Here is a 13,108-nt window from a genome sequence, read left to right as displayed (position 1 = left end):
ATGGAAATTATACTGAAAGAAGATATCATCGGTCTCGGATACAAGAACGAGATTGTCAATGTTAAGAACGGTTATGGCCGCAACTATCTGATTCCTACCGGCAAAGGCATCATCGCTTCTGCATCGGCAAAGAAGCAGTTAGCTGAGGACATGAAGCAGCAGGCCGCAAAGATAGCAGCAGCTAAGGCTGAGGCTGAGAAGAGAGCTGCCCAGCTTGAGGGTGTTGAGCTCGTCATCCCGGCAAAGGTTTCGGCTACTGGTGTCACCTACGGATCAGTCAACGCTAACATCGTTGCTGAGGAGCTGCAGAAGAAAGGCATTGAGATTGACCGCAAGATCATCACAATGCACGACATCAAGAAGGTTGGTACATTCGAGGCTACCGTTCACTTCTTCAAGGATGTTGAGGTTAAGCTCCCTGTAACAGTCGTTGCAGAGGACGAGCCAAAGCAGCCTGCTGAGGAAGAGGAGGCAACAGAAGAGGCAACAGCCGAGGCTGCTCCAGCAGAGGAGACAGCTGAAGAGGAGAACGCAACCGCAGAGGAAGAGGCTCCTGCAGAGGCATAATCATTCTTTGGCGCAATAGCAGCCAAATGAAAAGAGAATACAAATAATAATCCCGGTCGCTCTAAAATGAGTTTGACCGGGATTTTTTTTTGCAAAGTTAAACAGTAATACGAAAATCGTTTTGCAATGTGTTCAATTTGTTGTATCTTTGCAAAATAGAAACAAAGCAAATTTCAAAAAAGAATTAATATGAAAGCATTCGTTTTCCCAGGACAGGGATCACAGTTCGTAGGTATGGGTAAAGACCTGTACGACAATAATCCGTTAGCAAAAGAACTCTTCGACAAGGCTGATGAAGTTCTTGGCTTCAAGATTACCGACATCATGTTCGCAGGCACCGATGAGCAGCTCAAGGAAACCAAGGTAACCCAGCCGGCAGTCTTCCTTCACAGCGTAATCTCAGCACTTTGCCTCGGCGATGAGTTCAAACCCGATATGGCTGCAGGCCATTCGCTCGGCGAGTTCTCAGCACTGGTTGCTGCCGGAGCAATCAATTTCGAGGATGGCTTAAAACTTGTTGCTGCCCGTGCAAATGCCATGCAGCGCGCTTGCGAAAAGAATCCCGGAACAATGGCTGCAATCATCGGACTCCCTGATGAGACCATAGAGAAGATCTGCAAGGAGATTTCGGACAATGGCGAAGTCGTCGTTCCGGCCAACTACAACTGCCCGGGGCAGCTGGTAATCTCCGGTTCGAAGGAAGGCATCAAGACAGCCTGCGAAAAACTCACTGAGGCAGGTGCCAAGCGAGCTCTGCCTCTGGCCGTAGGAGGTGCATTCCACTCACCGTTCATGCAGTTGGCAAAGGACGAACTTCAGAAGGCTATCGAGGCTACCGACTTCCACGAGCCTAAGTGCCCTGTCTATCAGAACGTTGACGCTAAGCCACACACCGATCCAGCCGAAATCAAATCCAATCTCATCGCGCAGCTTACATCAAGCGTGCGCTGGACAAAGAGCGTACAGAACATGATTGCCGATGGTGCCGACGAATTCGTAGAGTGCGGTCCTGGCCACGCTCTTCAGGGAATGATTCGCCGCATAGACCGTTCTGTCAACGCTCACGGAATTCAATAAGAATTGATTTCTTTACGTGAAAACAAAGATTATCATATATCAGATCTTCACACGTCTGTTCGGCAACCGCAAGACCACCCGTAAGGAATGGGGCACACTTGCGGAGAACGGCGTGGGGAAGATGAACGACATCCAGAGTGCCCAACTGCGCCAAATGCGTCGGTTGGGCATCACCCACGTATGGTACACCGGAATAATCCGGCATGCCACTGACACCGACTACACCCAGTTCGGCATTCCAAGCCAGAATCCGCAGGTTGTCAAGGGAATAGCAGGCTCGCCCTATGCCATCGTCGACTATTATGATGTAGACCCCGACCTGGCCGTTTCAGTCCCCGACAGGATGTCGGAGTTTGAGGCGCTCGTTGCCAGAACACACGATGCCGGACTAAAGGTCATCATCGATTTCGTGCCGAATCACGTAGCACGTCAATACCACAGCATCTGTAAACCAGCTGATATTGAGGACCTTGGCGAGAGCGACGACACCGGGAAACACTTCGACCCACAGAACAACTTCTACTATTGCCCGGGCGAAACGCTTGACACAAGCGGATTCAATAGCCAACATCCGACTGTCGGAGCCCAGCAACAATATTTTGAGAGACCGGCAAAATGCACCGGCAACGACCGTTTCGACAGCCATCCACAGCAGAACGACTGGTACGAGACAGTGAAGCTGAACTACGGCATCGATTACACCGATGCGGGCGGACGCAGCTATCACTACGACCCAACTCCCAATACATGGAAGAAGATGACCGAAATTCTCCTCTTCTGGGCCGGCAAGGGCATTGACGGATTCAGATGCGATATGGCGGAGATGGTGCCGCATGAATTTTGGGAATATGCCACAAATATCGTCAAGCAGATATACCCCAACATCATCTTCATAGGCGAAGTTTACGACACCAACCAGTATAAGACCTACGTAGCCAGCGGTTTCGACTACCTATATGATAAGGTAGGAATGTACGACTGCCTGCGTGCCGTCACCTGCCATCAGCGTCCTGCATCATCAATAACGCACGAATGGCAGCTCACCGACGACATTGGGAGTCACATGCTCTACTTCCTTGAGAATCATGACGAACAGCGTCTTGCCTCCGACTTCTTTGCCGGCAACGGCATGAAAGGCATTCCTGCACTGATAGTGGCTACAATGCTCAAGAGCAATCCTATGATGGTATATGCCGGACAGGAATTCGGTGAGAGGGCCATGGACAAAGAAGGATTCTCCGGCCGCGACGGACGGACAACCATTTTCGACTATTGGACCGTCGAAAGTCTTTATCATGGCTATTGGAATCGAGGGGGAATGACGCCCACAGAGCACCGTCTCGAAGAGAAATATGCCAAAATTCTGAGTCTTGCAAATAAGGAAAAAGCCATTTCGGAGGGCCAGACATTCGACCTTATGTATGTCAACGGCTCCAGCGAGATATTCTCTCCCCAGACCGAATATGCTTTTATGCGCAAGTACCACAACGAAGTTCTCTTCATTGTGGTGAATTTCGCTGATTCTGAAGCCCATAGCGAAGTAAGGATTCCGGTTCACGCCTTCGACTTCCTCCATCTACCTGAAAAGCAGGTCGAGGCCATCGACCTTCTCAGCGGCGAGACCCAGCGATTCGATTTGAAGAAGGACGGTTCTCTGCCCGTCGATGTATCAGCTTACAGCGGACGAATTTATAAATTCAATATTATGAACGACAATCAGTATGTGCTCAACACCCACAACAAGGATGAATTCCCTCCGGCCCACACAGCGGAGCATCTTCTTAACCAACTGATGATAAGGATGTTCGGATGTCAGCGAAGTAACAACGCACATATCGAACGAAAGAAGAGTAAAATTTCCTACATCGTCGATCATAAGCCAAGCCGTAAGGAAGAGAAGATGATTGAGGACGAAATGAACAGGCTCATTCAGCTCGACATGCCAGTAACTTATGAGTTTGTCGACAGGAATCACATTCCTGAAGGAGTGTCGCTTAGTAAGCTCCCCGACGACGCAAGTGAGACTATAAGACTTGTGCGTATAGGCGATTACGATGTCTGTCCGTGTCTCGGAAAGCATGTGCGTTCGACATCACAGATAGGCCGTTTCGTTCTCCTCGGTACCAACTGGGATGAGCAGACCCACAATTTCAGAATCAGATTCAAGGTGATACAATAGCTGCTAAAGACGAAGAAAACCACAAAAAAGCTTTCTTTCCTCCAGCTGAAATATCATTCCGACAACAGCATTAAGAAGAAAAGCCTCCGCGAACACATAAATTTCGCGGAGGCTTTTTATTTATTTCTTTCCGTCGGTTTCTTCCTTCATATCAATGAAATTTCCGTCCTTATCGTAGAATTCATACTGCAACATAGCGAGTTTCTGCGACGGAACGATATGCAAGCCGAAACCATATTTAAGCTTCCACTTGTATTTCAGAGAGATAAGTCCCTGATTGATGAAAGCAGCCACATAAGGATGAACGTGCAAATAGAACTTCTTCACACCAATCTTATTAACCAGTCGGTCAATCTTCCTTTCGAGCTGATCAGTAAACAAGATACTTGCCTTTATCTTGCCCGTACCGAGGCATGTCGGACATTCCTCATCGACATTGACATCCATGACCGGCCGCACCCTCTGGCGCGTAATCTGCATTAATCCGAACTTACTCAGCGGCAGAATATTATGACGAGCACGGTCCTTCTGCATATCCTTGCACATACGCTCATAGAGCAGTTGGCGGTTTTCGGCGAGTCCCATATCAATAAAGTCGACGACAATAATTCCTCCCATATCACGCAGCCTCAACTGTCTTGCAAGTTCGTCGGCAGCACCAAGATTAGTGTCAAGAGCGTTCTGCTCCTGTTCTTTCTCTTTGGTCCTGTTGCCGCTGTTGACATCGACGACGTGCATAGCCTCGGTATGCTCAATGATGAGATAGCATCCGTGACCATAGTTGACAGTAGTTCCGAAACCGGATTTTATCTGCTTTGTGACATCAAAATTGTCGAAAATTGGGACCTTCCCGTTATACTTTTTCACTATCTCCGCCTTATCAGGAGCGATAAGCGAGACATAGTGTTTCACCGCAGCGTAGACCTCATCGTCGTTAACAAAAATGTTCTTATACGATGGATTGAAGAGGTCGCGAATCATCGCGACGGCCCTTCCCGTTTCCTCAAATACGAGCTGTGGTCTGTTTTGCGTTTTCTGTACCTTCGTGATGGCATCATTCCATCTGTTGAGAAGGACTTTCATTTCGGCGTCGAGCTCAGCAACTCGCTTTCCCTCGGCCACCGTTCTGACGATAACGCCGAAGTTTTTCGGCTTTATGCTCCTCACGAGCTGCTTCAGCCTTGCTCTCTCCTCCCCGCTTTTAATCTTTGAAGAAACGTTTACTTTGTCGCTGAAAGGGATTAAAACCAAATACCTTCCTGCAAACGATATTTCGCCCGTCAGTCTTGGTCCTTTAGTGGAGATAGGCTCCTTGACAATCTGGACCAACACCTCCTGACCTACCTGGAGCGTATTCTGAATGCTGCCGTCCTTCTTCAGGTCCGGCAACCGTGTAGCTTTACTGAACGGGTAAAGACGCTTTCTGTCGCTCTGTACTTGCTTGAGGTATTTCGAATAGGAATCGAATTGACTTCCCAGATCAAGATAATGAAGAAAGGCGTCGCGCTCATAACCCACATCTACAAAGCAAGCATTAAGGCCCGGCATAAGCTTTTTGACCTTCGCTATGTAGATGTTGCCAACAGAGAAACTCGCATCGCGCGGCTCGTTCTGGTATTCTACCAGCCGTTTATCCTCGAGCAGAGCGATGGAAATGTTCTTCGGTTGTGCATCTATAATTATTTCACTTGTCATCTTTCTTGTCTTAAATAAAAAAAATGGAGCTTGTCACCGCACTCCCAGGGATAAAGGAGCTTCAAGCGAAGACACGCCCCATTGGCCTGAACAAACTTGGCTCTTGGCCTCTCGCGGGGCCTTACTTGCTCTTATGTCTGTTCTTTCTTAATCTCTTTTTACGCTTGTGCGTAGCCATCTTGTGTCCCTTTTTCTTTCTTCCGTTTGGCATTGCTTTAATGTTTTTTAAATTATTGTTATACTGTTTGAATTAATTGCTACTGGATTTCCATCCCCGTCAGACCCTTGGGTCTTACTTCTTCATCTCCTCAATGAAGACCTTTGCCGGCTTGAAAGCTGGGAAGTCGTGTGCCGGAATGGTAATCGTAGTGTTCTTCGAGATATTGCGAGCCGTCTTGGCAGCGCGATGCTTGATGATGAAACTACCGAATCCACGCAGGTAAACATTTTCCTTACCATCGAGAAGAGCGTTCTTGATACTATCCATGAAGCCTTCAACAACGGCTGTGACATCCTTCTTTGAAATACCAGTACTTGAGGAAATCTCGTTTATGATATCTGCTTTTGTCATTTTCTTGTATTACGTTTAATTATCCTTATTGTTTAACGGACTGCAAAATTACTAATAATCAACGAAATACGAAAATATATTTTGTTTTTTTTGCCATTTATTTTGTCTAATCCCGCTTTTACACTAACTTTGCGGGCGATTACAACCATGCTGACAGTATGAAAATTGTTATAGGAATAGACGTAGGAATATCTACAACGAAGATTGTCGGAATACGCGACGGCAAAGTCATCAAGCCCCTGCGCATCAAGGCTACCGACCCGGTGACATCGCTCTATGGAGCCTTTGGTAAGTATCTGTACGACAACAAGATTGCCCTCGGCGACGTTGAGCACGTGATGATTACGGGTGTCGGTGCGGCATATATCGACAAGCCCGTCTATGGTCTGCCGACATCGAGAGCCGAGGAATTCATTGCCGACGGTCTCGGAGCACAATACGAGAGCCGCCTTAACGACATGATTGTCGTATCGATGGGCACCGGCACCTCGCTCGTCCGCTGCAAGGGTAAGGACATCCACCACATCGGAGGCATAGGCATCGGCGGCGGCACGCTGAGCGGTCTGGCCCGTCTGCTACTGAAGACTGACGACGTAAAACAGATTACATCATTGGCTCTCCAGGGCCACATCTCTCATATAAACCTCCTCATCGGGGACATCTCCGCCAAGCCGCTGCCCGGCCTTCCCATGGATGCCACAGCCTCACTCTTTGCCAACGCACAAGCCAATGCGCCCCGCGAGGACATCGCCATAGGCCTTATATATATGGTATTACAGGCCGTAGGCTCAGCAGCCATACTCAGTGCCAACGGCAGCGACATACGCGACTTCGTCCTCATCGGCAATCTGACGTTACTGCCACAGTGCAAATATGTGTTCCCGATGATGGAAAAAGTGTACGACGTACATTTTATAATACCAAAGTACAGTGAGTTCTGCACTGCCATCGGTGCCGCCTTAAGTTACAAAAAAGAATAAAAAGAAAAGTGGTACAGTTTTTGTAAGTAGGAAAGGCAGAAATAATAGGTTATCAACATGAGGCAGTTAAAGATTTCAAAAAGTATAACAAGCCGTAACAGTGAGTCGCTCGACAAATATCTCGTAGAGATTGGACGCATACCGATGGTCTCGCTCGACGAAGAGATAGAGCTTGCCCAGAAAATCCGCAAGGGCGGACCCGAAGGTGAGCGTGCCAAGGACCGTCTTGTGGCCGCCAATCTCCGTTTTGTCGTCTCTGTGGCAAAGCAATACCAGCATCAGGGACTCTCGCTGACGGATCTTATCGACGAGGGGAACATCGGACTGGTGAAGGCAGCCGAGAAATTTGATGAGACAAGAGGATTCAAATTCATCTCCTACGCCGTTTGGTGGATACGCCAGAGCATTCTCCAGGCCATAGCCGAGCAGAGCCGCATGGTGCGTCTGCCGCTGAATCAGGTTAGTGCCCTGGCAAAGATAAACACCGAAATCTCGAAGTTCGAGCAGACAAACCAGCGCAAGCCGTCGGCCGACGAGATAGCAGCCATGACGAACCTCGACCAGGAGAAAATCCAGCAGACGATACGCGCCGACCATCACCACATGAGCATCGATGCACCATTCTCCGAGGACGACGACAACTCCATGGCCGACCTTCTGTCGTCGGGCGATGACTCACGAACCGACAAGACCGTCGACCATGAGTCGATGGCTACCGACCTCGACGCCGTAATGGAGAAGGTACTGAAACCGCGCGAGATGCAGATTGTGAAGGAGTGTTTCGGCATCGAGACGCAGGAGAAAGGCCTCGAAGAGATTGGTGCCGAGATGGGTCTCACCCGCGAAAGAGTAAGACAGATACGCGAGAAAAGCATCGAAAAACTACGCGAAAGCGGTTATGCCAAGATTCTGATGAAATATCTTGGATAACCAGAACAACTCATTAAAACATCAGAATTATCGTGGAATACAAGATTACCTGTCCCAACTGTGGATATAAATACCGTTTCACGGCGACCGGCGGTCAGTCGCTCATTGCGACATGCCCTAACTGCGGACAGCGCATGAAGGTCAACCTGCCGACAGCCAACGGTCAGGAGCAGACCGCGACACCGCAGGACAACGGCGCTGGCAACGCCAACGGCTATGCCAACAGCGTTCCATGCAACGGTCAGGACAACCCTAAAAACGAGAAGAAAGGAAAGAGCCGGCAGACAAAGATAATTCTGTTAGCCCTGATTCTCGGCATCGTTGTCGGCATCGTGGGATGGTTCGCATGGCAGCAGCACGAGAAAAACAGTGCCGAGGCCCAGCTCGAAGAGAAAGAGGCCCGCAAGGCTCACATGGACTCGCTCATGGCGTTGAGAAACCAGCAGGAAGCCGAGGAGCAGCAGTATGAGCAGGAGCAGGACAAGAAAAAGCAGGTCACCGACTTCCTCAACAACTTCTATACGGTGTGGTTCACCGGCGGCGACATGTCAGAATTCTCCAACAACCTCTCAGAGCAGTGCTACGAGAAGTTGCAGACATCACTCGACGAGGAGAGCGACAGTACCGGATCGGACATCGACTGGACTCCCATCTGCCCTACATTGGGCAACGCGAAGGAAGGATCGAGAGCCTCAGGAGCCGTGAAGATAAGCGTCGTGAGATACGAGGACAACTGGTACCGCGTGACCTTCACTAACGATGAGGCAACGGAATCGAGGCAGATTGAGGCCTTCCCGCAGAACGGAAAAGTAATAATTAACGACTACCGGTAACGGCTGCACAGCCCTGGCGGCCATAAACACGTCAGACGTTTAATGGTCGGTCAGCCAAAATACACATTACATTATTATATTATGCAATACAAGACAACGTGTAACAACTGCAAGCAAGAATATATCGTCGACGGTGAACCCGGACAGACCATCCGCGCCAAATGTCCCTACTGCGGCGCATTAGCCAATGTCGTCACTCCCGCCGACGACTACACATCGGTACAGAGCGGCTACAACTATTCGCCTGTGGACAGCCAGAAAGTCAACGGCAGCTACACTAACAACGCCGTTTACAGAAACAGAAAGAGGAAAAGCGAGCGTCCGCTTTTCCTCCGTGTAACCATTTGGTTTCTTATAACAGTTACTATTCTGTTCATCCTCATGACGATACTATATATCGTCTTCACCGGGATGAGCAAGTAACGCTCTAAAAGTTCTCGGCCTTCAGCTCGAAGAAGCTCTGCGGGTGGTTGCAAACCGGGCACATCTTCGGAGCCTTCGGACCTACAACAACGTGTCCGCAGTTGCGGCATACCCAGATGCTGTCGCCGTCGCGGCTGAAGACGATAGCGTCCTCAATGTTCTTCAGGAGCTTGCGGTAGCGCTCCTCATGAAGCTTCTCGATAGCACGTACGCCACGGAACTTTGCGGCGATCTCCTTGAAGCCTTCCTCCTCAGCCTCCTTGGCCATGCGGTCGTACATGTCGGTCCACTCGTAGTTCTCGCCCTCGGCAGCTTCCTTGAGGTTCGACATGGTGTCCTTGATCTCGCCGCCCTCAAGATACTTGAACCACAGCTTAGCGTGTTCCTTCTCGTTGTTGGCCGTCTCCTCGAAGATAGCAGCTATCTGCTCGTAGCCGTCCTTGCGAGCCTTGCTTGCGAAGTAGGTGTACTTGTTACGTGCCTGGCTCTCACCTGCGAAAGCCTCCATGAGGTTCTTCTCTGTCTTTGTTCCTTTTAATTCCTTCATAATGTGTGTTGATCTTTAATTAGTTTGACTTTTTTGTTTCTGATGCAAAGATACAACAAAGGATTTTAATGACCAAATTTTTATTTGTAAAAATTACAATTATTGCATTGTTTAGACTTATTCTAAAGCATTCCAGTGTTTTCCTGTTCGCCTAAATACATTATACCATATTATATATAAAGTCTCTGGGCATTCCCAAATCAAACTTATGTGAAATTCGTGCCGACCAATACTCTACTCTACATAGATGCCGCTAAAAAGAAACGGAGGCTAAGATTCGATATCGGAAGATAAATAACGCCCTACTCCACCGGCGCGAAAACAATGTTGGCAGTGTTGAATTATTTGTAAATTTAATTCAAAACACAACATCATTCTTCTCATTCTTGTATATGATTGATATTCAAACAATTACCAATACATACCAAACAGCATTGCAAAACGGTCCATTTCGCAACGCAAAACGGCCCGTTTCGCAAGCCGAAATGGACCGTTTTGCATGCTCAAATGGCATGTATTGGAATGCTGTAAATATATTTCAAACCAAATAAAGGGCTGGAGACAGCAATCAGTTGCTACACCGTCACCTCCCCGGCAATATCCCTCGACATGTAGTTTCGTATCATGTGGGGATCGGAATAGAGCGACTGCAGGAGCATGAGCTTAGTCACTGCAGCCTCAACGGTGATGTCGTGACCACTGAGCACACCAGCTTCCTTGAGCTGATAGCCGGTGTCGTAGCGGCTCATCTCTACATTGCCCGTCACACACTGGCTGACGTTGACAACGGTAATGCCACGGTAGGTGGCCTCCTTAACGAGCCGCAGGAGCCACGGCAGCTGCGGAGCGTTACCGCTGCCGTAGGTTCTGATGACAATGCTGCGGAGCTCACGGGCCTCAATTACATGCCGGAAGATATTCTCCTGGATACCGGGGAAGAGCGAGAAGACAAAGACATTCGGGTCCAAACCGTAATGAGGCACCACCGTCCGCCGGTAGTCGGGCTCCATGATGTGGTGGTCGTGGAAGACGAAGTTGACACCCGCGTCGCACAGATGCGGATAGTTGAACGTCTCGAAGGCATCAAAGCCGTCGGCATTCTGCTTGGTTGAGCGGTTGCCGCGAAGGAGTTTTCCGTTGAAGAAGATACATACCTCCGGAACCATCGGGCGTCCGTCGTCCTTGTGAGCAATGGCGAGCTCGAGACTCGACATAAGGTTTTCCTTACCGTCGGTACGCAGCTGACCGATAGGAAGTTGCGATCCTGTGAGGATAACCGGTTTAGTGAGGTTCTCCAGCATGAATGACAGAGCGGAGGCTGTGTATGCCATTGTGTCAGTGCCGTGCAGAACTACGAACCCATCATAATTGTCATAGTCGCTGACAATGATGCGCACGAGCTGCGCCCACAGCCGAGGGTTCATGTCGGAAGAGTCGATAATAGGATTAAACTGGTAGGTGTCGACCGAGGCCGGCAGGAGACTTACCTCGGGAATACGCTCCAAAAGGAGCTTGAAATCGAAAGGCTCAAGGGCCCCAGTACGCGGGTTCCGGCCCATGCCTATTGTGCCACCTGTATATATCAGCAACACCTTGCCCGTTCGCTTAAATGTGTAATCGTTCATAACATCCGTCAACGTTTGCGTTAATTCAAGTGCAAATATAGTTAAAAAGGCGGAGCTATCAAAAATAAATGAGTAAATTTGCAGAAAATTAAGAACAAGCTATAAAACAAATTAACATCCAATACTAAGCTATTATGAAAAAATTCATGGATGAGAACTTCCTGCTCGACACCGAGACAGCCCAGTATCTCTATCACAATCACGCGGCTAAGATGCCAATCATCGACTATCACTGTCACCTCATTCCACAGATGGTTGCTGAGGACCACAAGTTCAAGAGCATCACCGAGCTATGGCTTGGCGGCGACCACTACAAGTGGCGCGCGATGAGAACGAACGGTGTGGAGGAGAAATACTGCACCGGCACTGACACTACCGACTGGGAGAAGTTCGAGAAGTGGGCCGAGACAGTGCCCTACACATTCCGTAACCCACTTTACCACTGGACACACCTTGAGCTCAAAACAGCCTTCGGCATAACAAAGCTCTTAGGCCCTGACACGGCAAAGGAAATCTACGATGAGTGCAACGAGAAGCTGAAACTTCCTGAGTTCAGTGCACGCGGACTGATGCGCCACTACAATGTGGAGTGCGTCTGCACTACCGACGACCCTATCGACGACCTCCACTGGCACAAGGTTTACCGCGAGACAAAGAGCGACAGCGACCCACTGATGATTCCGGCTTGGCGTCCTGACAAGGCCATGAACATCGAGAAGCCCGACTACGCTGAGTACATCAAGAGGCTCGGAGAGGTTGCCGGTGTGACAATCAACAAGTTCGACGATATGATCGACGCTATCCAGAAGCGCCACGACTTCTTCTCCGAGAACGGAGGCCGTCTGGCCGACCACGGAATCGAGGAGTTCTACGACGACCCATACACCGACTCTCAGATTGAGACCATCTTCGAGAAGGCTATGCGCGGACAGCAGCTGTCAGTAGCTGAAGTACGCCAGTACAAGCACGCATTCCTCAAGATATGCGCCGAAATGGACTATGAGGCCGACTGGACACAGCAGTACCACTATGGTGCAATACGCGACAACAACAGCATTATGTACAAACAGCTTGGTCCCGACACAGGTTTCGACTCTATCGGTGAGTTCAATACGGCCAAGGCCATGAGCCACTTCCTCGACGAACTCAATTCGGAGCACAAACTCACACGTACAATCCTGTACTGCCTCAACCCCTGCGCCAACGAGGTAATCGCCACAATGCTCGGTAACTTCCAGGACGGCTCAGAGCCAGGAAAGATTCAGTTCGGTTCAGGATGGTGGTTCAACGACCAGCTCGACGGCATGACAAAGCAGATGAACGCACTCTCAACGCTCGGACTGCTCTCACGCTTCGTCGGCATGCTCACCGACAGCCGCTCGTTCCTGAGCTACCCGCGCCACGAGTACTTCCGTCGTCTGCTCTGCAATCTGCTTGGCAACGACGTCGAGGCCGGTAAGCTCCCCAACGACCGCAAGGCTCTCGGACGTATGGTCGAGGACATCTCGTACAACAACGCACGCCGATACTTCAAGTTCTATTAAGTCGATAGCATGGCATCGGCCGGCACCGCAATGGCCTGCTATAGAGCAGTATTAACGGCCGAAGCCATTTCATGTTCCATTATTAAATAGGTATAATTCCCATCAATGCCGCATTGTTCGGCCGTTGATGGGAATTA

At 49.5% G+C, this 13,108-nt stretch carries 12 protein-coding genes; 8 read left to right on the top strand and 4 right to left on the bottom strand.

Features of this window, described 5'->3' with window-relative positions; genetic code table 11:
• The 3 genes from rplI to LDN30_RS04805 all read left to right on the top strand — a co-directional run bounded on the left by rplI (position 1) and on the right by LDN30_RS04805 (position 3,823).
• Positions 1-567, top strand: a complete 567-nt coding sequence (gene rplI / locus LDN30_RS04815; RefSeq protein WP_223925754.1) for a 50S ribosomal protein L9 — start codon at positions 1-3, stop codon at positions 565-567.
• Positions 568-756: 189 nt separating this feature from the next.
• Entirely contained in the window at positions 757-1,644 is an 888-nt protein-coding gene (gene fabD, locus LDN30_RS04810) for an ACP S-malonyltransferase (protein ID WP_223925753.1), read from the top strand.
• A gap of 16 nt (positions 1,645-1,660) precedes the next feature.
• The gene (locus LDN30_RS04805) at positions 1,661-3,823 is read left to right on the top strand and encodes an alpha-amylase family glycosyl hydrolase (protein WP_223925752.1); all 2,163 of its coding nucleotides are present in this window, start codon (positions 1,661-1,663) and stop codon (positions 3,821-3,823) included.
• Positions 3,824-3,943: 120 nt separating this feature from the next.
• Here the strand turns inward: LDN30_RS04805 and LDN30_RS04800 are convergent, their stop codons facing one another.
• Positions 3,944-5,518 (bottom strand): Rne/Rng family ribonuclease, encoded by a 1,575-nt coding sequence (locus LDN30_RS04800; protein WP_223925751.1) that lies wholly within the window; start codon positions 5,516-5,518, stop codon positions 3,944-3,946.
• 292 nt (positions 5,519-5,810) lie between these two features.
• Positions 5,811-6,089 carry an HU family DNA-binding protein gene (locus tag LDN30_RS04795; protein ID WP_223925750.1) on the bottom strand — a complete coding sequence of 93 codons (279 nt, stop codon included), beginning with the start codon at positions 6,087-6,089 and terminating at the stop codon, positions 5,811-5,813.
• Positions 6,090-6,247: 158 nt separating this feature from the next.
• On the opposite strand from LDN30_RS04795, the gene coaW reads away from it, so the two are divergent.
• From coaW to LDN30_RS04775, 4 genes are all read left to right on the top strand, one after another.
• Positions 6,248-7,069 carry a type II pantothenate kinase gene (coaW, locus tag LDN30_RS04790; RefSeq protein WP_223925749.1) on the top strand — a complete coding sequence of 274 codons (822 nt, stop codon included), beginning with the start codon at positions 6,248-6,250 and terminating at the stop codon, positions 7,067-7,069.
• Positions 7,070-7,126: 57 nt separating this feature from the next.
• The gene (locus LDN30_RS04785; protein ID WP_223925748.1) at positions 7,127-7,999 is read left to right on the top strand and encodes a sigma-70 family RNA polymerase sigma factor; all 873 of its coding nucleotides are present in this window, start codon (positions 7,127-7,129) and stop codon (positions 7,997-7,999) included.
• Positions 8,000-8,031: 32 nt separating this feature from the next.
• On the top strand, positions 8,032-8,832 hold the full coding sequence (locus LDN30_RS04780) for a zinc ribbon domain-containing protein (RefSeq protein WP_223925747.1): 801 nt from the start codon (positions 8,032-8,034) through the stop codon (positions 8,830-8,832).
• An 81-nt stretch (positions 8,833-8,913) separates the two neighbouring features.
• Positions 8,914-9,255, top strand: coding sequence for a hypothetical protein (locus LDN30_RS04775; RefSeq protein ID WP_223925746.1), 342 nt, complete (start codon positions 8,914-8,916; stop codon positions 9,253-9,255).
• 4 nt (positions 9,256-9,259) lie between these two features.
• On the opposite strand, the gene rbr is transcribed toward LDN30_RS04775, so the two are convergent.
• On the bottom strand, positions 9,260-9,802 hold the full coding sequence (gene rbr, locus LDN30_RS04770; protein ID WP_223925745.1) for a rubrerythrin: 543 nt from the start codon (positions 9,800-9,802) through the stop codon (positions 9,260-9,262).
• A 575-nt stretch (positions 9,803-10,377) separates the two neighbouring features.
• Positions 10,378-11,427, bottom strand: a complete 1,050-nt coding sequence (locus LDN30_RS04765; protein WP_223925744.1) for an asparaginase — start codon at positions 11,425-11,427, stop codon at positions 10,378-10,380.
• A 134-nt stretch (positions 11,428-11,561) separates the two neighbouring features.
• Here LDN30_RS04765 and uxaC point away from each other — a divergent pair, with 134 nt between their 5' ends.
• Positions 11,562-12,971 carry a glucuronate isomerase gene (gene uxaC / locus LDN30_RS04760; RefSeq protein ID WP_223925743.1) on the top strand — a complete coding sequence of 470 codons (1,410 nt, stop codon included), beginning with the start codon at positions 11,562-11,564 and terminating at the stop codon, positions 12,969-12,971.
• The last annotated feature ends 137 nt before the right edge of the window (positions 12,972-13,108 follow it).

The sequence above is a fragment of the Prevotella lacticifex genome, assembly GCF_019973375.1.
GTDB lineage: Bacteria > Bacteroidota > Bacteroidia > Bacteroidales > Bacteroidaceae > Prevotella > Prevotella lacticifex.
The sequence above is the reverse complement of the archived record's forward strand: the minus strand, read 5'-3'. Positions and strand labels throughout refer to the sequence as shown.

Bases quoted from the DNA above. Each gene is read 5' to 3' on its own strand.
- rplI (WP_223925754.1), top strand. From the start codon at position 1: ATGGAAATTATACTGAAAGAAGATATCATCGGTCTCGGATACAAGAAC.
- fabD (WP_223925753.1), top strand. From the start codon at position 757: ATGAAAGCATTCGTTTTCCCAGGACAGGGATCACAGTTCGTAGGTATG.
- LDN30_RS04800 (WP_223925751.1), bottom strand. From the start codon at position 5,518: ATGACAAGTGAAATAATTATAGATGCACAACCGAAGAACATTTCCATC.
- LDN30_RS04795 (WP_223925750.1), bottom strand. From the start codon at position 6,089: ATGACAAAAGCAGATATCATAAACGAGATTTCCTCAAGTACTGGTATT.
- coaW (WP_223925749.1), top strand. From the start codon at position 6,248: ATGAAAATTGTTATAGGAATAGACGTAGGAATATCTACAACGAAGATT.
- LDN30_RS04785 (WP_223925748.1), top strand. From the start codon at position 7,127: ATGAGGCAGTTAAAGATTTCAAAAAGTATAACAAGCCGTAACAGTGAG.
- LDN30_RS04775 (WP_223925746.1), top strand. From the start codon at position 8,914: ATGCAATACAAGACAACGTGTAACAACTGCAAGCAAGAATATATCGTC.
- rbr (WP_223925745.1), bottom strand. From the start codon at position 9,802: ATGAAGGAATTAAAAGGAACAAAGACAGAGAAGAACCTCATGGAGGCT.
- LDN30_RS04765 (WP_223925744.1), bottom strand. From the start codon at position 11,427: ATGAACGATTACACATTTAAGCGAACGGGCAAGGTGTTGCTGATATAT.
- uxaC (WP_223925743.1), top strand. From the start codon at position 11,562: ATGAAAAAATTCATGGATGAGAACTTCCTGCTCGACACCGAGACAGCC.